Consider the following 19,704-nt stretch of genomic DNA (forward strand, 5'->3'; position numbering starts at 1 on the left):
GGGCCTCGCGGACGCCGCGCCGGCCGGGCGCTCGGCTGTCAGCGTCGCCAGCACGCCGGTGACGCCCGGCAGGCGGCGCACCGCCTCCTCCGCCGCCTTGCGCATCGGCTCGGCCGCCGCCGGCCGCGCCGGGTCGGCCGCGATGGAGAGGTAGACCTTGCCGTTCTGGATGGAGACGCCCGCGAGAGCGCCGGATTGCGGCAGCGGCGTCCGCCCGTCCGGGCCGGGAACCGCTGACAATGCCGACAGGACGTCCTTCTCGCTGGCCACGCTCGTCACTCCCGCGAATGGCGCGCCCTCCGCGCCCTTGCGCGCGGACCGACGCCCGTGTTGTCGTGCGCTCTATGTAACCGGCGACCGGGCGGGGTCAATGCGCCAGGACAAACAGGCACGAGGCCGCGCGTGAGCGGGGTTCCCCCGCGACCCCCGTGGCACGTGCTCGGCGCCGTGCTGGCCGGCGGGCTTTCCTCCCGCATGGGGCGCGAGAAGGCGCTCGTGCAACTGGAGGGCGCGCCGCTGCTGCGCCACGTGCTGGACCGCTTCGCGCCGCAGGTCGACGCCATCGTCCTCAACGCCAACGGCGACCCGGCGCGCTTCGCCGCGTTCGGGCTGGAGGTCGTCGCCGACGGCAGGCCGGGCGCGCCGGGGCCGCTCGCCGGCCTGCTCGCCGCGATGGAGGCGGCGCGCGCGCGGGGCCTCGGCCTCGTCGCGACCGTGCCGTCTGACGCGCCGCTGCTGCCGCGCGACCTCGTCGCCCGGCTCGCCGCCGCGCTGGGCCCGGCGGACGTGGCGAGCCTCGCCGTCAGCCCGGGCGGGCTCGAGCCCCTGTTCGCGCTGTGGCGCGCCGACGCCGCGCCCGCCATCGCCGCCGCGCTCGACCGGGGCGAGCGCGCGCCCCACCGGCTCGTCGCCACCCTGCCCCACGCGCGCGTCGCCTTCGAGAGCGAGGCGGCGTTCCTCAACGTCAACACGCCGGAGGACCTGCGCCGCGCGGCGGAGCTGATGCGGGTGGCGCGGGCGGCGGAAGCTTAGGCTCGCCCTTTACTTGCCGCTTTCGTGCTCCCATCGTGCGGCGTCGCGCAACGCCCGCGTGCGTTCGCCGGTTGGATGGAGACGATGGCCGTATCGGCATGGCGGAGTGTGGGTTGCGCGGGCTTGGCGCTGCTGGCGCTGGCGGTTCCCGCCGCGGCGCCGCTCGCGCGCGAGTGGCGCACCGTCCGCATCGCCACCGAGGGCGCGTACCCGCCGTTCAACTTCACCGACGCCGACAACCAGCTGCGCGGCTTCGAGGTCGATCTCGGCAAGGCGCTGTGCGCGCGCATGAAGGTCGAGTGCGTGTTCGTGCAGGAGGACTGGGACAACCTGATCCGCGGGCTGCGCCGCGATCGCTTCGACGCCATCATGGCCTCGATGGAGATCACCGACGAGCGACGCGAGCGGATCGCCTTCTCGCGGCGCTACTACCGCACGCCGCCCGTGTTCATGATCCGCACCGACAGCGACGTCGCCGGGGTGTCGCCCGAGGCGCTCAAGGGCCGCCGGCTCGGCGCGATGGCCGACACGGTCTACGCCACCTATCTCCAGGACCTCTACGGGGCCGACAGCACGGTGCGCCTCTACGCCAACCAGGACGAGGCGAGCCTCGACCTCGCGCTGGGGCGGCTCGACGCCGTGCTGGGCGACCGCATCGCGCTGTCCGTGTGGCTCAAGCGGGGCCGCGAGGCGAGCTGCTGCCGCTTCCTCGCCGAGCCGCCCTTCGACCCCGCCTATTTCGGCGAGGGCTACGGCGTCGGCCTGCGCAAGAAGGACGACGATTTGCGCCAGATGTTCGACGACGCCATCGCCTCGATCCAGGCGGACGGCGTCTACGACGAGATCCGCGCCCGCTATTTCGATTTCGACGTGAAGTAGGCGCGCTACTGCGCCAGGAAGCCCCCGTCCACCGGCAGCACCGCGCCGGTCACCATCGACGCCGCCGGGCTCGCCAGGAACAGGCAGGCGCGCGCCACCTCGTCGGGCTGCGCCAGCCGGCCCATCGGCGTCATGCGCCGCACCTCGTCCATCAGCGCGGGATTGGCCTTGAGCGCGGCGATGAACTCGGTGTCGACCCAGGTGGGCGCGACCGCGTTGACGCGCAGGCCCTCGCGCGCCCACTCCACCGCCAGCGCGCGCGTCATGTTGACCAGCGCGCCCTTGGTCGCCTGGTAGGAGATGTTGGGATAGAGCCCGCCGCCCGACAGGCCCATGATCGAGGCAAGGTTGACGATGGCGCCGGAGCGGCGCGGCAGCATCAGCCGCGCGGCGGCGCGCGCGCACAGGAACGCCCCGGTCATGTTGACGTCGACGACGCGCTGCCAGTCGGCCAGCGACAGCTCGACGGTGGGGCGGCGGATCGCCGTCCCGGCGTTGTTGACGAGCACGTCGAGCCGGCCCTCCTCGGCGGCGAGCGCGGCGAACGCCGCGTCGACTTGCGCCTCGTCGGCGACGTCGAGTTCACGCCATGTCGCGGCCGGGCCGATGCGGGCCGCCTCCGCCGCGCCGCCGTCCCGGTCGAGCACCACGACCCGCGCGCCGGCGGCGGCGAACAAAGTCGCCGTGGCCAGCCCGATTCCCCGCGCCCCTCCGGTGACGGCCGCGACCTGGCCGTCGAGCCGGAAGCAGCCGAGCGCGTCGGCGTCCGCCATCGCCGCGCTCCGTCTCAGGCCGGCACGGCGGCGTCGGCCGCCAGCAGGCCCTCGGCCTTGAGGTCGCTCCACAGCGCCGCGGGAATCGGCTGCGCCAGGTCGGCCGCGTTGGCGCGCGGCTCGGCCGGCTTCACCGCGCCGATGACGACGGAGATCACCGCCGGATGCGCCAGCGCGAAGGCCAGGGCGGCGCGCCGCAGCGGCACGCCGTGGCGCGCGCACACGTTCTCGATGCGGCGCACCGTCCGCATCACGTCCTCCGGCGCGGCGGCGTAGTTGTATTTCGCGCCCGGGATCGAGCCGGTCGCCAGGATGCCGGAGTTGAAGACGCCGCCGAGCATCACGCCGATGCCCTTGCGCACCGCCAGCGGCAGGAAGGTCTCCAGCGCCGGCTGCTCCAGCAGCGAGTAGCGGCCGGCCAGCAGCACGGTGTCGAAATCCCCTTCGGTCGCGAAGCGCGTGGCGACTTCGCTCTCGTTGACGCCGACGCCGATGGCCTTCACGAACCCCGTGCGGCGCAGCTCGTCCAGCGCCTTGTAGGCCCCGCCCATCGCCTCGCCGAAGCGCCTCTCGTAGTCGTCGCCGTGCGTCCACACGTCGACGTCGTGGATGAGCAGGATGTCGATGCGGCTGAAGCCGGTGCGCAGCAGCGAGTGCTCCACGGAGCGCATCGTGCCGTCATAGGAGTAGTCGAACCGCGCCCCGTGCGGGAAGCCGCCTGCGAAGCCGGGCGAGTAGACGTCCGGGTTCTTGGGCGCGGGCGGCTTGAACGGGTCCATGACCCGGCCGACCTTGGTCGAGAACACGAAGCTGTCGCGCGGCAGGCCGCGCAGCGCCGCGCCGCAGCGCGCCTCGGCGAGGCCGTTGCCGTAGTGCGGCGAGGTGTCGAACAGCGTCACGCCCACCTCGTGCGCGGCGGTGAGCGTCTCGAACACGGTGCGCTCGTCCAGGATCTCGAACAGGTCGCCCAGCGGCGCCGCGCCCAGGCCCATCTCGCTGACATCGAGCGTCGCGCCGGCGCGCGTGGTGAACTTGCGTGACTTCATCCCGGTCCTCCCTTGCGGCCGGCTTCGCGCCGACCGGACCCTTGGCCGCTTCGGCTGCGACTATAGGGCATCGAACGCGCCGCGCGACCTCCCCGCGGCGATGCGGGGGAGCCGGCGCGCGGACCGAAACCTACGGTGGAAACTGCCGCCGCGCCCCTGTTTTCGGCCGCGATTCGACGAATATCCAGCGCGAAATCGCTCACGCGGGGAGTTGCGCTCGGGCAGGACGCGGTGTCCAATGCGGCCCATGCGGCCGCGAAGGCCGAGGCAGGAAAGGGTCGCGCAGGCGACCCGTCGAGGAGGGTAGAGTGAGACGAATCGTCACGATCGCCGCCGTCGCGGCGGCGGCCATGCTGGCGGGCGCGGGTTTCGCCCAGGCGCAGCAGAAGGAATGGAAGGAAGTCCGGATCGGGACGGAGGGCGCGTATCCTCCCTGGAACAACCTCAACAGCAAGGGCCAGCTCGAGGGCTTCGAGATCGATTTCGGCAACGCCCTCTGCGAGAAGATGAAGGTGAAGTGCACCTGGGTCGCGCAGGACTGGGACGGCATCATCCCCGCCCTGCTCGCCGGCAAGTACGACGTCATCATGGCCGGCATGAACGCCACCGAGGAGCGCGCCAAGAAGGTCGACTTCACGGCCGTCTATAGCCGCACGCCGATCAGCTTCATCGCAGCGAAGTCGGTCACCAGCACCGACGTCTCGCCCGCCGCCCTGAAGGGCAAGGCCATCGGCGGCCAGGGCTCGACGATCCACGCCAACTATCTCGAGAAGTACTACAAGGACTCGCAGATCAAGCTGTACCCGACGCAGGAAGAGGCCAACCTCGACCTCAAGAACGGCCGGCTCGACTACATCCTCGCCGACAAGCTCGCGCTCATCGACTTCATCGAGGGCCAGGGCAAGGATTGCTGCAAGTTCGTCGCCGACATCAAGCGCGACCCGCCGATCCACGGCCCGGGCGTCGCCGCCGCGGTGCGCAAGGAAGACACGGCGCTCAAGGCCATGTTCTCCAAGGCGATCGAGGAATCCATCAAGGACGGCACGCACAAGAAGATCATGGACAAGTACTTCAAGGTGAACATCCTCGCCGATTGAAGACGTCCTTTTCGCGGGCGGCGCTGCGGCGCCGCCCGTCGCCTTCCCCCTCCCCCTTCCTCCGCGTGAGCCGACGGCCTCGCGCTTTCCCTGACGGACAGGCGCGGCCGGCGTCCCCATGGACTCATATCTTACGCTGTTATCCTTCGGGGATCGGGGCTGGGGCGACGAGCTCGCGTCCGGCGCGCTCGTCACCATCGCGCTGGCGCTGGCCACGCTGCCCTTCGGCCTCGCGCTCGGGCTCGTCGTGGCCCTCCTGAAGCGCTCATCGAGCGCCGCCCTGCGGGCAGTCGGCACCGTCTACACCACGGTGTTTCGCGGCCTGCCGGAGCTCTTGACGCTCTACATCGTCTATTTCGGCCTCCAGCTCGGCATGCAGCATGCCTGGAAGACGCTCGGGTTTTCGGGCAACCTCGAAATGCCGGCCTTCGTGGCGGGCATGATCGCGCTCGGGCTGGTGCTGGCCGCGTTCTCCTCGGAAGTGTGGGTGGGCGCGCTCAACGCCATCCCCAAGGGCCAGCGCGAGGGCGCCTACGCGCTCGGCCTGACGCGCGGCCTGGCGTTCCGCCTCGTCGTCATGCCGCAATTGCTGCGCGTGGCGCTGCCGGGGCTCGGAAATAACTGGATGGTGCTGCTCAAGGAGACCTCGCTGATCTCCGTCATCGCCCTGCCGGACCTTATGTACTGGACCGGCCGGGCCAATATCGTCACCAAGGAGCCGTTCCTGTTCTTCGGCGCGGCCTGCCTGATCTACCTCGTCTTCTCGCTGATCTCCAGTGCCGGCCTGCAGGCGCTCGAGCGGCGCACCAATCGCGGCGTGGCTCACAATGCCGGGGCCGGCCGATGACGTGGTGCGAAGTCCCCGGCTGGCTGATCGGCAACGAGGCGATCGCTAATTACGGCTGCCGCATGTTCGGCGGCCTCGCGGTGACGCTGCAGCTGGTGGCGATCTCCGTCAGCCTCGGCGCGGCGATGGCGCTGTTGCTGGCCCTCGTCCGGCTCTACGGCGGCAAGGTCGCGTCCACGCTGGTCGGCGGCTACACGACGTTCTTTCGCGGCACGCCGCTGCTGTGCCAGCTCTACCTCGTCTATTACGGCGCGGGACAGTTCCGGCCGTTCCTGACGGACATCGGCCTGTGGACCCTGTTCCGCGACGCCTTCTTCTGCGCGGCGTTCACCTTCACCCTGAACACGGCCGCGTACCAGGCCGAGATCTTCCGCGGCGCCATCCAGTCGGTCGGCCGCGGCCAGTGGGAGGCGGCGCGCGCGCTCGGCCTGCACTGGCGGGGCATCCTGCGCCACATCATCCTGCCGCAGGCCGCCATGGTGGCGCTGCGTCCGCTCGGCAACGAGCTCGTCATCATGGTGAAATCGTCCGCGGTGGCGTCGCTGGTGACGATCTTCGACCTGATGGGCACGACCCGTCTCGCCTTCGCGCGATCCTTCGACCTGACCGTGTACCTCTTCGCCGCCGTGCTCTATCTGTGCATCGTGGAAGTCATCCGGCGCACGTGGGATGTCGCCGAGCGCCGCCTGACGCGGCACCTGCAGGCCGGCTGACCGCGATCGCCGCACCATCGGATCGGAGCACGAACATGAAAGTCGCTTTCCTCGGCCTCGGCGTCATGGGCTATCCCATGGCCCGCCACCTGCGCGCGAAGGGGCACGACGTCACCGTCTACAACCGCACGTTCTCCAAGGCCGAGACATGGGTGTCCGAGCATGGCGGGCGCGCCGCCCGCACGCCGCGCGAGGCCGCGCAGGGGCAGGAGATCGTGTTCGCGTGCGTCGGCAACGACGACGACCTGCGCGCCGTCACGATCGGGCCTGACGGGGCGTTCGCCGGCATGGACAAGGGCGCGGTGTTCGTCGACCACACCACCGCCTCGGCCGAAGTGGCGCGCGAGCTCTATGCGCTGGCCAGGGAGAAGGGCCTCGCCTTCGTCGACGCCCCCGTCTCGGGCGGCCAGGCGGGCGCGGAGAACGGCGTGCTCACCGTGATGTGCGGCGGCGACGCCGACGTGTTTGCCCGCGTCGAGCCGGTCATCATGAGCTTCGCGCGCGCCTGCCGGCTTCTCGGTCCGTCAGGGGCCGGGCAGCTGACCAAGATGGTCAACCAGATCTGCATCGCCGGCCTCGTGCAGGCGCTGTCGGAGGGGGTCCATTTCGCCAAGAAGGCCGGCCTCGACGTCGAGGCGGTGATCGAGACGATCTCCAAGGGCGCCGCGCAGTCCTGGCAGATGGAGAACCGCTACAAGACGATGAACGCCGGCAAGTACGATTTCGGCTTCGCCGTCGACTGGATGCGCAAGGACCTGTCGATCTGCCTCAGCGAGGCCCGCCGCAATGGCGCGCATTTGCCGGTGACGGCGCTGGTCGACCAGTTCTATTCCGAGGTGCAGAAGATGGGCGGCAAGCGCTGGGACACCTCCAGCCTGCTCGCCGTGCTGGAACGCTGACCGGCGGGACCGGGTCTGCCGGGTTTCGATCCGGACCACCTCGTCAGAAAAAAGAAGCCCCGGGCGGCGAGCCCGGGGCTTTTTTCGTGGCCGGCGCGGGGCTCAGCGGCAGGGCTGGCCGTTCGGCAGCACGCAGCGGGGCGGCGCGGCATTGCGCTGCTGCTGCGGCTGGGCCTGCGGCGGCGGCTGGCGCTGCGGCTGAGGCTGCTGGGGCGGCCGGAACGCCGGCTGCGCCTGCGGCGGAGGCCGGTAGGCCGGCTGCGCCTGAGGCGGCGGAGGCCGATAGGCCGGCGGCTCGGGACGCGGCGCGGGCCGCGTTTCCATCTGCGGCGGCCGGCGGAACTCCTGCGGCGGCTGCCGGAACTCCTGCGGCTGCTGCCGGAACTGCTGCGGAGGCTGCCGGAACTCCTGCGGCTGCGGGCGCGGAGGCCGGAACTCCTGCTGCGGCGCGGGGCGCGGCGGCTCGGCGCGCGGTTGAGCGCGGAATTCCTGCGGCGGCTGTGGCCGGCGCTGGATCGGGTTCTCGGCCGTCGGCGGACGCCGGCCGAAATCCGGCTCGCGCGCCTGCGGCGGCTGCCCGCCGGGACGCGCCGTGTCCGGCGTCGGCAGCGGCCGGGTCGCCTCGGGGCGCTGGCCGGGGCGGAAGCCCCCCTGCGCCGGAGGTTGCGCGCCGGGCGCGGGGATCGTCTGCGACGGCGGGATCGCTCCGGGCTGCGGCGGCCGCTGGCCGGGACGGAAGCCGCCGGGCGGAGGCTGCGTTCCGGGAGTCGGCTGCGTCTGCGCGGGCGGGACCGCGCCGGGAGCCGGCTGCGTCTGCGCAGGCGGCACCGTTCCGGGGAGCGGCGGGCGCTGGCCAGGGCGGAAGCCGCCCGGCGGGGGCTGCGTCCCAGGCACGGGCTGCGTTCCCGGAGCCGGCTGCGTCTGCGGGGGCGGGACCGTTCCGGGAAGCGGCGGGCGCTGGCCCGGGCGGAAGCCGCCGGGCGGGGGCTGCGTTCCAGGCACAGGCTGCGTTCCCGGAGCCGGCTGCGTCTGCGCGGGCGGGACCGTTCCCGGGAGCGGCGGCCGCTGGCCGGGGCGGAAGCCGCCGGGCGGGGGCTGCGTCCCGGGAGCCGGAATCGTCTGCGACGGCGGGATGCCGGGCTGCGGCGGGCGCGGGCCGCCGGGGAAGCCGCCGGGCGGAGGCTGCGTCCCCGGAGCCGGGATCGTCTGCGACGGCGGAATGCCGGGCTGCGGCGGGCGCGGGCCGCCGGGGAAGCCGCCGACGGGGATGGGACGGCCCGGCACGTAGATGGGCGGCGGCGGCGGAGGCCGGCGGCGGACCCAGTCCGGCAGCGGCATCGGCCGGGGAATCGGCAGGTAGCCTGGGGCCGGGCGCGGCGGCGGGGGCGGCAGGAAGAAGCCCGGCGGGCGCGGCGGCAGCAGGTAGATCGGCGGAGGCGGCGGCGGCGGGAAGTAGTCCTCCACGTACCACACCGGCGGACGCACGACCTCGATGCCGACCAGCGGCGGCGGCAGGTCGTAGACCTCCTCGACGAAGGTGGCCGGCGGCTCCTCGGGCGCGGTGAGCCGGGCGAGCCGGCGGCGCGCGTCGCGGGCGTGCGGCCCTTCGGGATAGGTGCGCAGGTACGTCCAGTACGCCTCGGGCGTGTTGCGCGACAGAGAGCGCTGCCAGAACAGCGCCTCGCGACGGATGGCGAGGATGCGCTTCACGCGCGCCGACTGCGGCGAGTCGGGGTAGATGCGCAGGAATTCCTGGTAGGCGGGGATGGTGTCGCGCTCCACCGCGATGGCGTAAGCGTCCTCGGGCCCGAGCGAGGAGATCGGCGGCGGGGGCGGCGGCGGAGGCGGCGGGGCCGCGCCGGCTTCCGCCTCGAAGAAGGCGAAGCGCTCGCGCAGCGTGGAGACGTCCCACGGCGTCTGCCGGCCCTGCGTGGCCTCGTGGACGCGCACGCGGACCTTGGCGAACAGCTCGTCCGGGCTCAGGCCGGGCTGGCGCATCATCTCGACGATGGCCGAGGCGTACGCGCCGTAGGAATCGCCGCCCTCCTGGAAGACGAGGTCGGGGCCGGTCGAGTAGGAGAGCAGGAAGCCTTCCGGCGGCTCCACCAGCACGAGGCCGGGCGCGATCTCGCCGCCGTCGCGCAGCGCCGGGAAGGGCCGCGCCAGGTCGAGCATCACGATGCGCGTGCTGGCGCGCAGGGCGGCGAGCGCGCGCGTGAGGTCGTTGATGCGGAACGCCTCGAACGGGATGTCGGTGGCGCGCTCGATGCGGGCGGCGACCGGAACCATGAAGTTCTCGCCCTCGAACTGCACGCCGTGGCCGCCGAGATAGACGACGGCCGACACGCCCGGCCCCGCGGCCTCGACCTTGTCGAGGAACTCGCGCACGCTGTTGCGCAGCCCGTTGAGGTCGAGGTCGGCGCCGGCGACGACCTCGAAGCCGGCCGCCTGCAGGTTCTCGACCATCAGGCCGGCGTCGTTCACCGGCGTCGCGAGCGCGCCGGTGGCGTAGTTGCCGTTGCCGACGACGAGCGCCACGCGCGGCTCCGTCTGCGCCCTCGCGGGGGCGGCGAGGCCCAGCGCCAGGGCGAATAGGGCAATGAGAAGGCGCAAGCTCATGCGCTGGTATCCTGTCTGCGGAATGCCCCCCGGCACGGCACAATGTGTCGCGCAGGCGAAATGAATAACACATGAACCGTTTGTAAGGTCCGCGCCGGGCGCGCGGCGGGGCCGCCTCAATGGGGAGGCGGCGCGTCCGGGCCCGGCGCCGGCGCGCCGGCGGGGCCGCCGAACAGCGCGTGCGCCTTCTCGCGCAGCTCCTGCGCGATGCGGTAGAGCGCCGGGATGAGGAAGATGCCCAGCACCGCCGCCGCCAGCATGCCGCCGAACACCGCCGTGCCCACCGCCCGCCGGCTGGCCGCGCCCGCGCCCGCCGCGATCACCAGCGGCACCAGCCCGAGGATGAAAGCGAAGCTCGTCATCATCACCGCGCGGAAGCGCAGATGCGCGGCCTCCAGCGCCGCGTCCTTGATCGGCTTGCCTTGGGCGCGCGCCTCCATGGCGAACTCGAAGATGAGGATGGCGTTCTTGGCCGCCAGCGCCACCAGCACGACGAGGCCGATCTGTGCGTAGAGATTGTTGGGCAGGCCCAGCAGCAGCAGCGCCCCCATCGCGCCGGCCACCGCCACGCCCACCGACAGCATCACGCCGACGGGCAGCGTCCAGCTCTCGTAGAGCGCCACGAGGAACAGATAGGCGAACAGGATCGACAGCGCGAAGATGAAGCCGGTCTTGCCCGCCGCCTCCTTCTCCTGCAAGGCCGTGCCCGTCCACGCGTAGCCGAAGCCGGCGGGCAGCGTGGCGTCGGCCACCTGCTCCATCGCGGCGAGCGCGGTGCCCGAGGCGACGCCCGAAGCCGGCTCGCCGTTGATCGTCGTCGAGCGGAGATTGTTGTAGCGCGTCAGGCTGGCGGTCGCGACCTCGAGCCGCGCCGAGGCCACGGCGCGCAGCGGCACCATGTCGCCCTTCGCGTTGCGGACGTTGACACGGTAGATGTCGTCGGCCGCCATCCGGTCCTCCGGGCGCGCCTGCAGCATGACCGACCACGTGCGCCCGAACTGGTTGAAGTCGTTGATGTAGTAGCCGCCCAGCGTGGCCTGGAGCGCGGCGAACACGTCGCTGACGTTGACGCCGAGCACCTGCAGGCGCTCGCGGTCGAGGTCGAGCCGCAGTTGCGGCGTGTTCACCGCGAAGCTCGAGCGCACCGAGGCGAGGTCGGCGTTCTGGTTGGCGGCGATGGTCAGCCCGCGCGACACCTGCGCCAGCGCGTCGATACTGGCGCCCTGCCGGTCGAGCAGCTGGAACTCGAAGCCGGAGCCGGTGCCCAGGCCGATGATGGGCGGAAGGTTGAACGCGAAGGCGATGCCGGCGCTCAGCGCGTTGAGCCGCCCTTGCGCGCGGGCGATGATCGCCTGCGCGGTGCTGGCGAGCCCGTTGCGGCCGGCCTCCTCCTTGCGCTCCTCGAAGGACTTCAGCGACACCACGAAGAAGGCGCGGTTCGACAGCACCAGGCCGTCGATCATCGAGTAGCCAGGCACCGCCAGGACCTCGCGGACGGAAGGGTCCTCCCTCAGCACGTTCGTCACCTCGGCCGCCACCTCGCGGGTGCGGTTCACGGACGCGCCGGCGGGCAGTTGCAGCTCGGTGAAGAACGCGCCCTGGTCCTCGTCCGGCAGGAAGCCGGTGGGCGTCAGCCGGCCGAGCCAGAACGCGGCCGCCAGCGACAGCACGAGCAGCGCCACCGTCACGCCGACGCGCCGCACCAAAAGCCCACAGCCGCGCACATAGCCGTCGCGCGCCTTGTCGATGCCGCCCTGCACGCGCTGGATGATCCGGTTGGGCTTCGTGCCGTGTTTCAGCAGCAGCGAACACAGCGCCGGCGACAGCGACAGCGCGTTGATGGCGGAGATCAGCATCGACACCGACACCGCCACGGCGAACTGCTGGTACAGCATGCCGGTGATGCCGGGGATGAAGGCGGTCGGCACGAACACCGACAGCAACACGAGCGTGATGGCGATGATCGGCCCGGTGATCTCGGCCATGGCGCGTTTGGTCGCCTCGGCCGGCGACAGTTCGGGGTGGTCGTGCAGAACGCGCTCGACGTTCTCGACCACCACGATGGCGTCGTCCACGACGATGCCGATGGCGAGCACCAGCGCCAGCAGCGAGACGGTGTTGGCCGAGAAGCCGAGCGCCAGCATCACCGCGAACGTGCCGATCAGCGACACCGGCACGGCGATGATCGGCACCAGCGTGGCGCGCGCGCTGCCCAGGAAGATGAAGACCACGATGGCGACCAGCACGAACGCCTCGATGAGCGTGTGGACCACCTCCTCGATCGTGCTCTTCACGAACACCGTGGTGTCGTACATGGTGCGCACGTCGAGGTCGGCGGGAAAGCGCTGCTTCATCTCGGCGAGCGCCTTGTCGATGCCCTCGGCCACCGCCACCGCGTTCGCGCCCGGGGCCTGGTAGATGCCGATGGCGCTGCCCGGCTGGCCGTCCAGGAAGCTCAGCGAGTCCTGGTTCTTCGCCCCGACCTCGATCCGCGCCACGTCGCGCACCCGCACCGTGCTGCCGTCCGGGTTGGCGCGCACGATGATGGCGCCGAACTCCTCCGGCGAGGTGAGGCGGCCGAGCGTGGTGATGGTGAGCTGGAACTGGGTGTCGCCGGTCAGCGGCGCGGCGCCGATGCGCCCGGCCGCGGCCTGCACGTTCTGCGACTGCACCGCCTTGATGACGTCCGACGGCGTCAGGCCGAGCGCCGTGAGCCGCTCGATGTTGAGGTCGACGCGCATGGCGTAGTCGAGCGGGCCGAACAGCGACACGGAGCCCACGCCCGGCACGCGCGCCAGCGTGTCGAGCATGTTGATCGTGACGTAGTTCGACAGGAACAGGCCGTCATAGCTGCGCTTGGGCGAGTACAACACGGCGATCTGCAGGAGCGCGGAGGACGCCTTGGCGACCGTGACGCCGACGCGCTGCACCTCCTGCGGCAGCTTCGGCAAGGCGAGCTGGACGCGGTTGAGCACGTTGACGGCGTTCATGTCGGGGTCGCTGCCCACCGCGAACGAGACGGAGAGGCTGTAGCTGCCGTCGTTGCCGGAGGTCGACTTCATGTACAGCATCTTGTCGACGCCGTTGACCTGCGACTCGATGAGCTGGGCCACGGTCTGCTCCACCACCGCGGCCGACGCGCCCTGGTAGCTCGCCTTTACCGACACCTGCGGCGGCACGATGTCGGGAAACTGCGCCACCGGGATGCGCGTGATGGCCAGCAGGCCGGCGATGGTGATGACGATCGAAATCACGAACGCCATCCGGGGCCGGTCGACGAAGACGGCGGAAATCATGACGGACCTCTGGGTCGCGGAAGCGGGGCGTCGGGCGGACGGGGCGGCGTCAGGATTTCGGGCCGGTCGGCGACAGCATGGGCGTCACCTGCATGCCCGGGCGCACCCGCTGCCCGCCCTCGACGATGACGCGGTCGCCGACGGCGAGGCCCTTCTCCACGACGGCCATTCCGCCGCGCTGCGGGCCGAGCGTGAGGCGCTTGATCTCCACCTTCTCGCCCTGCCCCACCACGAGCACGAACGGCCCCTGCTGGTCGATGGCGATGGCGGAGCTGGGCGTCGTCATCCGCTTCTCCGGCTCGCCGATGTCGAGCAGCACGCGGATCGAGGCGCCGTCGATCAGCACGCCGTCCGGGTTGGCGATCGAGGCCCGCACGGTGACGCTGTCCGTGCCCTGGTTCGACTGCACGTCGAGCAGCTGCACGTGGCCCGTCTCGCCATAGACGGACCCGTCCGCGAGGCGCAGGCGCACGCCGATCCGTTGCGGTTCGCCGCCGGCGCGCTGGCGCGCCTGCAGCAGCTCGCGCTGCGTCACCGGAAACGTCACGTTGATCGGGTCCACCGAGACGAGCGTCGCCAGCGGCGGGCTGGACGGGCCGACGAGATTGCCCCGCGTGACCTGTGCCTGGCCGATGCGGCCGGAAATGGGCGCCTTGACGTCGGTCCACGACAGGTTGATCTCCGCCGAACGCAGCGCCGCCTCCACCCGCATGATGTCGGCCTTGGCCTTGGCGTCCTCGGCGATGCGCTGGTCCAGCGTCGCCTGGGGAGCGTTGCCCTTTTCCGCCAGCTCGCGCGTGCGGGCGAGCTGGAGTTCGGCGTTCTGGGCCAGCGCCTTGGCCGAGGCCAGCTCCGCCTTCACCTGATCCAGCGCGGCCTCGAACGGGGCCTTGTCGATGACGAAGAGGATGTCGCCCTCCTTCACCATCTGGCCTTCGGTGAAGCGGCGCTCGGTGAGGAAGCCCTGCACCCGAGCCCGCAGCTCCACCTTGTCGGTCGCCTGGATGCGGCCGAGGAAGTCGGCCTGGCTGGTGATGTCGGTGAGCGTGACGGGCGTCACCAGCACGGTCGGCGGGGCGGGCGGCGTCTGCGCCTGGGCGAAGCCACTCGCGGCCATGACGCCGCCGGCCAGCGCCGCGATCCGGACGGTTGAGAAGAACATCGCGCAGCCCCCCGCATGGATGTCCCCCTTCAATGCCGCATGATCAAGGCTTAGTCCATCCTGACAATAAGATCAGCCGCGAATTGATCGGCTTGGCTCAAGGTCTGAATGGATCAAGTCGCGGGCGGCTCAATGCCCCTCGGGCCCAGGGCGTCGCCGACGGCCTGCCGCAGCACGGGCAGCAATTCGCTCTCGAACCATGGATTGCGGGCGACCCAGGCGCGGTTGCGCCAGGAGGGATGCGGCAACGGCAGGATGGAGGTCGCGGTCCACACCTCGCGCCAGTTGCGCACCGAGTCGTGCAGGGTGCGCGCCGCGAGATCGGGCCGGCCGACCCGCGCCAGGTGATAACGCTGGGCGTAGAGCCCCAGCGCGATCATCAGGCGCGGCGGCGGCAGCAGGGCGAACAGGGGCCCGTGCCATGTGCGGGCGCATTCCTTGCGCGGCGGCAGGTCGCCTCCCTTGGAGTCGTGACCGGGAAAGCAGAAGCCCATCGGCACGATGCCGATGCAATCCTCGTCGTAGAACGTCTCCCGCGTCACGCCGAGCCAGGATCGCAGCGTGTCGCCCGACGGGTCGTCGAACGGAATGCCGCTGGCGTGAACCCGCGCGCCGGGCGCCTGCCCGCAGATCAGGATCAGCGCCCTTCCCGCGCCGACGCGCAGCACGGGGCGCGGCTCGTGCGGCAGCGGAGGGCCGGACGGCGTGTCCCGGCAGATGCGGCAGGCTGCGATGCGGCGCGTCAGCGACGCGAGGTCTTCGTGGGAGTGCTCGCTCATTCGACCGGCCTCGGATGCCGGGCCCGCCAATCGGCCGGCCTTTCGAAAACCGTGGCCCACACGCCGCGCTTCCAGCGCCGGGCCTCCTGCTCCTCCGCATGATAGGCGTCGACCGCGACGGCGTGTCCGGCCAGCACCATCTCGCGGTTGAGATCGCGCCCGCCCGCGGTGCAGATCGCCAGCGTGCGGCCGTAGCGGTCTCGTCCCGAGCCGTCGCAGCGGACGCCGCCGGATGCGAGCAGCGCGGCGAGCGCCTGCCGCGCCTCGTGGCCGCACGCCTCCTCGCGCCCGCCGCGCAGGCAGGTCTGACGATATTCCGGCGCGTCGACGCCTTCCAGTCGGATCTCGACGCCGCCGAGCCGCAGCGAATCGCCGTCGATGGCGACGGCGTCGCCGCTGATCGGCTGGCGGCGCGGCTGGGCGAGATAGAGGCTGACGGCGGCGACCGCGCCGAGCGCCAGCCCGCTCCAGAACGAGGAGCCGACCCTGCGGACGATGCGCCCGCCCATCGCCGTCAGCGGTTCGAGACGCCGGCGGACGAGAAGGTGGCCATGTCGCGGTGGCAGGCGAGAGCGGCCTTGACCAGCCCCATCGCCAGCGCCGCGCCGCTGCCCTCGCCCAGCCGCATGCCGAGATCGAGCAGCGGCTTCTTGCCGAGCCGCTCCAGCACCTCGCGGTGCGCGCCCTCGGCCGAGACGTGCCCGGCGATGCAGTGGTCGAGCGCGGAGGGGTCCAGCGCGTGCAGGATCGCCGCCGCCGCCGTCACCACGTAGCCGTCCAGCACCACCGGCACGCGCTGCAGGCGCGCGGCGAGGATGGCCCCGGCCATGGCGGCGACCTCGCGCCCGCCCAGCCGCCGCAGCACCTCCAGCGGGTCCGACAGGTGGCCGGCGTGGGTCGCCAGCGCCATCTCGACCACCTCGACCTTGCGCGCCAGCCCGGCGTCGTCGACGCCGGTGCCCCGGCCGACGAAGCGCCGCGCCTCGCCGCCATAGAGCGCCGCGTAGATTGCGGCCGCGATCGTCGTATTGCCGATGCCCATTTCGCCCAGGCCCAGCAGGTCCGTGCCGCCGGCGACGGCCTCCATGCCGAAGGCCATGGTGGCGACGCAGGTGCGCTCGTCCATGGCCGGCCCGCTGGCGATGTCGCCGGTCGGCATGTCGAGCGCCAGGTCGAAGGCCTTGAAGCCGAGGTCGTAGGCGGCGCAGATCTGGTTGATCGCCGCGCCGCCGGCCGAGAAGTTCTCCAGCATCTGGCGCGTCACCGCCTGCGGATAGGGCGACACGCCCCGCTCCACCACGCCGTGATTGCCGGCGAAGACGCAGACCGTGGGACGGTTGACCGTCGGCTTCGCATTGCCCTGCCAGGCGGCGAGCCATTCGACGATCTCCTCCAGCCGCCCGAGGCTCCCCGGCGGCTTGGTAAGGTCGCGGTCGCGCGCCCGCACCGACTCGACCGACGCCGCGTCGGGCTCCGGCATCAGCGGCAGCAGGTTGCGGATGTCGTCGAAGGGAATGCCGGTCGCGTTCTGCGCCATGTCGGGGGCCTGCTGTGAACGGGGGGTTGGGAGGGCGACGCCGCCTGCTATACAGGGTCGAACCGCCCGCCGAAAGCGCGTCCGCCATGTCCGAGCCGCAACCCGCCCCGTCGTTCTCCTGGCCCGGCTTCGCCGCCGAGGTGGCGCAAAACATCCGCTTCTATTCGCGGCTGAGGACGCCGCGCCTGCCCGGCGAGCCGGACCCGCACGCCACGCCCGACTTCACCCGCCTGCCGCGCGCTTTGCCGCTGGCCGGGGCGGCGATCGGCTGCGTCGGCGCGGCCGGGCTCGCCCTCCCGGCCGCGCTCGGCCTGCCGCCTTTGGTGTGCGGGGCGGTCGCCGTGGCCGCGCTCGTCCTCGCCACCGGCGCCTTCCACGAGGACGGGCTGGCGGACATGGCGGACGGGTTCGGCGGCGGCGGCACCCGGGAGCGCCGGCTCGAGATCATGCGCGACAGCCGGGTCGGCAGCTACGGCGCGACCGCGCTGGCGCTCTCGTTGCTGCTGCGCGCCGCCCTGGCCGGGGCGCTACTCGAACGGCTCGGCCCCGGCCCGGCCGCGCTGGCGATGGTGGCGGCAGCCTCGGCCTCGCGCGTCGCCGGGCTCGTGCCGGTTTGGGCGCTGCCGAGCGCGCGGGCGGACGGCAAGTCGGCGGCGGTGGGCCGGCCGGGCGACGCGGCGATGGCGTGGGCTGCGGGGCTGGCGGTCGCGCTCGCGCTGGTGCTGCTCGGCCCCTCGGCGGGGCCCGCGCGGGCGCTGGCGGCCTGCGCCGCCGCGGCGCTCACCGCCTGGCCGGTGTGCCGGCTGTCGAAGCGGCTGATCGGCGGCCAGACCGGCGACGTCGCCGGAGGCGCCCAGCAGCTCGCCGAGATCGCCTTCATGGCCGTTCTCGCCGCCCATCTCGGATGAATGCGCGGAAAACGGCCTTTTCCGATTTTGCTTTGGAACTCGGCGGCCGAACAGGCCGGAATTCGCTACGAAATGATCCCGACAAGGAAGCGAAGACAGACAAGCAGGAGGAAGATTCCAAAGAGTTTCTCCAGCCAGGCCTTCGACAGGCGGTGCGCCACCGCCACGCCCAGCGGCGCGGCGATAATGCTGGTGGGGATCAAAAGCGCCATGCCGATCAGCGACACATAGCCCAGCGAGAAGGGCGGCAGCTCGCCCATGTGGGGCCAGCCGGCATAGACGTAGCCGACCGCGCCGGGAATCGAGATGAGCACGCCCAGCCCCGACGACGTGGCCACCGCCTGGTGGATCGGCCTTCCGTAGAAGGTCATGAAAAGATTGGACAATTGCCCGCCGCCAATGCCCATCAGCGAGGACAGCACGCCGATGATGAGGCCGTAGATCTTCATCACCGCGCCGCCCGGCATCTCGGTCCCGAAGCGCCAGGAGTCCCGGCCGAACAGCAGGCGGATGGAGCTGACGCCGGCCACCACCACGAACACCGCCTTGAACAGGTCTGCCGGCGCGTAGCGCGCCACGAAGCTGCCGCCGATCACCCCCACCACCACCGGCAGCGCCCACATCCGCAGGATGCTCATATCCACCGCCCCCTTGCGCTGATGCGCCCGGAAGGACCGGATCGAGGTCGGGATGATCACCGCCAGCGAGGTGCCCACCGCCAGCGGCATGCGGATGTCCTCGGGCACGCCCTGGAAGCGGAACAGCTCGTAGAGCACGGGCACCACGATGGCCCCGCCCCCGACGCCGAACACGCCGGCCAGCAGCCCGGTGACGGCGCCTGCGGCGAGCAGGCCGACGACGAGGACAAGGATCTGGCTCAGGGCGATATCAGCGAAAGGCATGGAGCGGACGACCTCGGGGGATGGCTGCGCAGCCCCGGGGCGACGGCACGCGGCGGAGCGGCGCGGCGCGGGGGCACGGGATGCTTGGAGCATTTCCGCCGCCCGGGCAAGCCCCGCGAGGCGCAAGGCCGTCCCCTGACCCCGGATCAGGCCGCCGCGCGCGGCCCGCTTTCGCGCGACACCAAAGCCAGCGCCTCGCGAAGCGTCGCCAGCCCCGCGCCGGGCTTGACGGCCTCGGTGGCGAGATGGCGTCGCCAGGCCCGCGCGCCCGGCCGGCCGGGGAACAGCCCCAGCATGTGGCGGGTCATGGAATGCAGGCGCACGCCCTCGGCCAGCCGGCGCTCCACATAGGGCAGGAAGGCCTCGACCGCCTCGAAGCCGTCGGCCACGGGCGCTTCCTCGCCGAACAGCAGCGGATCGACGCCGATCAGGATCTCCGGGTCGTGGTAGGCGGCGCGGCCGAGCATCATGCCATCGAGCGGCGGTAGGTGCGCCAGCCCCGCCTCGAGTGAGGCGAGGCCGCCGTTCAGCACCACCGGCGCGCGCGGCAGCCGCGCCTTGAGCTGGAGAACGCGGTCGTAGTCGAGCGGCGGAATCTCGCGGTTTTCCTTGGGCGACAGGCCCTGCAGCCATGCCTTGCGCGCATGGACGATCAGCGCGCCGGCCCCGGCGGCCAGCGCCGCGTCGACCAGCGCGTCGAGCGCCGGCCCGGGGTCCTGCTCGTCCACGCCGATCCGGCACTTCACCGTCACGGGGATGGACACGGACGCTGTCATGGCGGCGACGCACTCGCCCACCAGCCCGGGCGTGCGCATCAGGCACGCGCCGAAGCGCCCGTCCTGCACGCGGTCCGACGGGCAGCCGACGTTCAGGTTGATCTCGGCGTAACCCTCGCCCTCGCAGATGCGGGCGGCCTGCGCCAGCGCCGCGGGCTCGCAGCCGCCGAGCTGGACGGCGACGGGCTGCTCGGCGGGGTCGAAGCCCAGCACACGCCGGCGGTCGCCGTGGATCACCGCGCCGGTCGTGACCATCTCGGTGTAGAGCCGCGCCCGGCGCGTCATGACCCGGTGGAAGGCGCGGCAATGGCGATCCGTCCAGTCGATCATCGGCGCGACGCAGAAGCGCCAGCCGCCGGCCATCGGGCCGCCGTCGGTCGTCTCGGTGTCGGTCAAGCTCGGGTCGCTCACGCCTAGTCGCCGCCGGTTGCGCCCGCCG

Annotated in this window: 18 protein-coding genes; 7 read left to right on the top strand and 11 right to left on the bottom strand. The window is 72.0% G+C overall.

The window, feature by feature from the left end:
- Nucleotides 1-270 (bottom strand): iron-sulfur cluster assembly protein (locus tag NK718_RS03905; protein WP_254738822.1); only part of this gene is annotated, 270 nt, incomplete at its 3' end.
- Between the two features lie 132 nt (nt 271-402).
- Here NK718_RS03905 and mobA point away from each other — a divergent pair.
- Both mobA and NK718_RS03915 read left to right on the top strand, forming a co-directional pair.
- The gene (gene mobA, locus NK718_RS03910; protein WP_254738824.1) at nt 403-1,032 is read left to right on the top strand and encodes a molybdenum cofactor guanylyltransferase MobA; all 630 of its coding nucleotides are present in this window, start codon (nt 403-405) and stop codon (nt 1,030-1,032) included.
- Nucleotides 1,033-1,116: 84 nt separating this feature from the next.
- A complete protein-coding gene (locus NK718_RS03915) occupies nt 1,117-1,911 on the top strand; it encodes an ABC transporter substrate-binding protein (protein WP_254738826.1) in 795 nt (264 codons plus the stop codon).
- Nucleotides 1,912-1,916: 5 nt separating this feature from the next.
- Here NK718_RS03915 and NK718_RS03920 read toward each other — a convergent pair whose 3' ends face one another.
- Together NK718_RS03920 and NK718_RS03925 are read right to left on the bottom strand one after the other, a co-directional pair.
- Entirely contained in the window at nt 1,917-2,684 is a 768-nt protein-coding gene (locus NK718_RS03920) for an SDR family NAD(P)-dependent oxidoreductase (protein WP_254738828.1), read from the bottom strand.
- Between the two features lie 14 nt (nt 2,685-2,698).
- Nucleotides 2,699-3,730 carry an aldo/keto reductase gene (locus NK718_RS03925; RefSeq protein ID WP_254738830.1) on the bottom strand — a complete coding sequence of 344 codons (1,032 nt, stop codon included), beginning with the start codon at nt 3,728-3,730 and terminating at the stop codon, nt 2,699-2,701.
- Nucleotides 3,731-4,038: 308 nt separating this feature from the next.
- Between NK718_RS03925 and NK718_RS03930 the strand changes: the two genes are divergently transcribed.
- The 4 genes from NK718_RS03930 to NK718_RS03945 all read left to right on the top strand — a co-directional run bounded on the left by NK718_RS03930 (nt 4,039) and on the right by NK718_RS03945 (nt 7,286).
- On the top strand, nt 4,039-4,827 hold the full coding sequence (locus NK718_RS03930) for a transporter substrate-binding domain-containing protein (protein ID WP_254738832.1): 789 nt from the start codon (nt 4,039-4,041) through the stop codon (nt 4,825-4,827).
- Nucleotides 4,828-4,945: 118 nt separating this feature from the next.
- Nucleotides 4,946-5,674, top strand: coding sequence for an ABC transporter permease (locus NK718_RS03935; protein WP_254738834.1), 729 nt, complete (start codon nt 4,946-4,948; stop codon nt 5,672-5,674).
- A complete protein-coding gene (locus NK718_RS03940; protein WP_254738836.1) occupies nt 5,671-6,387 on the top strand; it encodes an ABC transporter permease in 717 nt (238 codons plus the stop codon). The genes NK718_RS03935 and NK718_RS03940 overlap by 4 nt, the downstream gene beginning before the upstream one ends.
- A gap of 35 nt (nt 6,388-6,422) precedes the next feature.
- Complete coding sequence (locus NK718_RS03945) at nt 6,423-7,286, top strand: NAD(P)-dependent oxidoreductase (RefSeq protein ID WP_254738838.1); 864 nt, start codon at nt 6,423-6,425, stop codon at nt 7,284-7,286.
- A gap of 102 nt (nt 7,287-7,388) precedes the next feature.
- Here NK718_RS03945 and NK718_RS03950 read toward each other — a convergent pair whose 3' ends face one another.
- The 6 genes from NK718_RS03950 to cobT form a co-directional block, all read right to left on the bottom strand.
- Nucleotides 7,389-9,905: a caspase family protein gene (locus NK718_RS03950; protein WP_254738840.1), complete on the bottom strand. Its 2,517-nt coding sequence runs from the start codon at nt 9,903-9,905 to the stop codon at nt 7,389-7,391.
- 116 nt (nt 9,906-10,021) lie between these two features.
- On the bottom strand, nt 10,022-13,201 hold the full coding sequence (locus tag NK718_RS03955; RefSeq protein ID WP_254738842.1) for an efflux RND transporter permease subunit: 3,180 nt from the start codon (nt 13,199-13,201) through the stop codon (nt 10,022-10,024).
- Nucleotides 13,202-13,250: 49 nt separating this feature from the next.
- Nucleotides 13,251-14,363, bottom strand: a complete 1,113-nt coding sequence (locus tag NK718_RS03960; RefSeq protein WP_254738844.1) for an efflux RND transporter periplasmic adaptor subunit — start codon at nt 14,361-14,363, stop codon at nt 13,251-13,253.
- 113 nt (nt 14,364-14,476) lie between these two features.
- A complete protein-coding gene (locus tag NK718_RS03965; protein ID WP_254738846.1) occupies nt 14,477-15,142 on the bottom strand; it encodes a uracil-DNA glycosylase family protein in 666 nt (221 codons plus the stop codon).
- Nucleotides 15,139-15,651 (bottom strand): thermonuclease family protein, encoded by a 513-nt coding sequence (locus tag NK718_RS03970; protein WP_254738848.1) that lies wholly within the window; start codon nt 15,649-15,651, stop codon nt 15,139-15,141. Before NK718_RS03970 ends, NK718_RS03965 begins: the two co-directional genes overlap by 4 nt.
- Before the next feature lie 5 nt (nt 15,652-15,656).
- Nucleotides 15,657-16,679, bottom strand: a complete 1,023-nt coding sequence (gene cobT / locus NK718_RS03975; protein ID WP_254738850.1) for a nicotinate-nucleotide--dimethylbenzimidazole phosphoribosyltransferase — start codon at nt 16,677-16,679, stop codon at nt 15,657-15,659.
- Nucleotides 16,680-16,765: 86 nt separating this feature from the next.
- Between cobT and NK718_RS03980 the strand changes: the two genes are divergently transcribed.
- Nucleotides 16,766-17,587: an adenosylcobinamide-GDP ribazoletransferase gene (locus tag NK718_RS03980; RefSeq protein WP_254738852.1), complete on the top strand. Its 822-nt coding sequence runs from the start codon at nt 16,766-16,768 to the stop codon at nt 17,585-17,587.
- A 65-nt stretch (nt 17,588-17,652) separates the two neighbouring features.
- Here the strand turns inward: NK718_RS03980 and NK718_RS03985 are convergent, their stop codons facing one another.
- Together NK718_RS03985 and dusA are read right to left on the bottom strand one after the other, a co-directional pair.
- Nucleotides 17,653-18,489, bottom strand: a complete 837-nt coding sequence (locus NK718_RS03985) for a sulfite exporter TauE/SafE family protein (RefSeq protein WP_254738854.1) — start codon at nt 18,487-18,489, stop codon at nt 17,653-17,655.
- Nucleotides 18,490-18,635: 146 nt separating this feature from the next.
- Complete coding sequence (gene dusA / locus NK718_RS03990; RefSeq protein ID WP_256515425.1) at nt 18,636-19,628, bottom strand: tRNA dihydrouridine(20/20a) synthase DusA; 993 nt, start codon at nt 19,626-19,628, stop codon at nt 18,636-18,638.
- Between the last annotated feature and the right edge of the window lie 76 nt (nt 19,629-19,704).

The organism is Alsobacter ponti (assembly GCF_024294805.1).
In the GTDB taxonomy this organism is placed as follows: domain Bacteria; phylum Pseudomonadota; class Alphaproteobacteria; order Rhizobiales; family Beijerinckiaceae; genus Alsobacter; species Alsobacter ponti.

Bases quoted from the DNA above. Each gene is read 5' to 3' on its own strand.
- NK718_RS03950 (WP_254738840.1), bottom strand. From the start codon at position 9,905: ATGAGCTTGCGCCTTCTCATTGCCCTATTCGCCCTGGCGCTGGGCCTC.
- NK718_RS03965 (WP_254738846.1), bottom strand. From the start codon at position 15,142: ATGAGCGAGCACTCCCACGAAGACCTCGCGTCGCTGACGCGCCGCATC.
- NK718_RS03925 (WP_254738830.1), bottom strand. From the start codon at position 3,730: ATGAAGTCACGCAAGTTCACCACGCGCGCCGGCGCGACGCTCGATGTC.
- cobT (WP_254738850.1), bottom strand. From the start codon at position 16,679: ATGGCGCAGAACGCGACCGGCATTCCCTTCGACGACATCCGCAACCTG.
- NK718_RS03945 (WP_254738838.1), top strand. From the start codon at position 6,423: ATGAAAGTCGCTTTCCTCGGCCTCGGCGTCATGGGCTATCCCATGGCC.
- dusA (WP_256515425.1), bottom strand. From the start codon at position 19,628: ATGGCCGGCGGCTGGCGCTTCTGCGTCGCGCCGATGATCGACTGGACG.
- NK718_RS03940 (WP_254738836.1), top strand. From the start codon at position 5,671: ATGACGTGGTGCGAAGTCCCCGGCTGGCTGATCGGCAACGAGGCGATC.
- NK718_RS03955 (WP_254738842.1), bottom strand. From the start codon at position 13,201: ATGATTTCCGCCGTCTTCGTCGACCGGCCCCGGATGGCGTTCGTGATT.
- NK718_RS03915 (WP_254738826.1), top strand. From the start codon at position 1,117: ATGGCCGTATCGGCATGGCGGAGTGTGGGTTGCGCGGGCTTGGCGCTG.
- NK718_RS03935 (WP_254738834.1), top strand. From the start codon at position 4,946: ATGGACTCATATCTTACGCTGTTATCCTTCGGGGATCGGGGCTGGGGC.
- NK718_RS03970 (WP_254738848.1), bottom strand. From the start codon at position 15,651: ATGGGCGGGCGCATCGTCCGCAGGGTCGGCTCCTCGTTCTGGAGCGGG.
- NK718_RS03985 (WP_254738854.1), bottom strand. From the start codon at position 18,489: ATGCCTTTCGCTGATATCGCCCTGAGCCAGATCCTTGTCCTCGTCGTC.
- NK718_RS03980 (WP_254738852.1), top strand. From the start codon at position 16,766: ATGTCCGAGCCGCAACCCGCCCCGTCGTTCTCCTGGCCCGGCTTCGCC.
- NK718_RS03960 (WP_254738844.1), bottom strand. From the start codon at position 14,363: ATGTTCTTCTCAACCGTCCGGATCGCGGCGCTGGCCGGCGGCGTCATG.
- NK718_RS03920 (WP_254738828.1), bottom strand. From the start codon at position 2,684: ATGGCGGACGCCGACGCGCTCGGCTGCTTCCGGCTCGACGGCCAGGTC.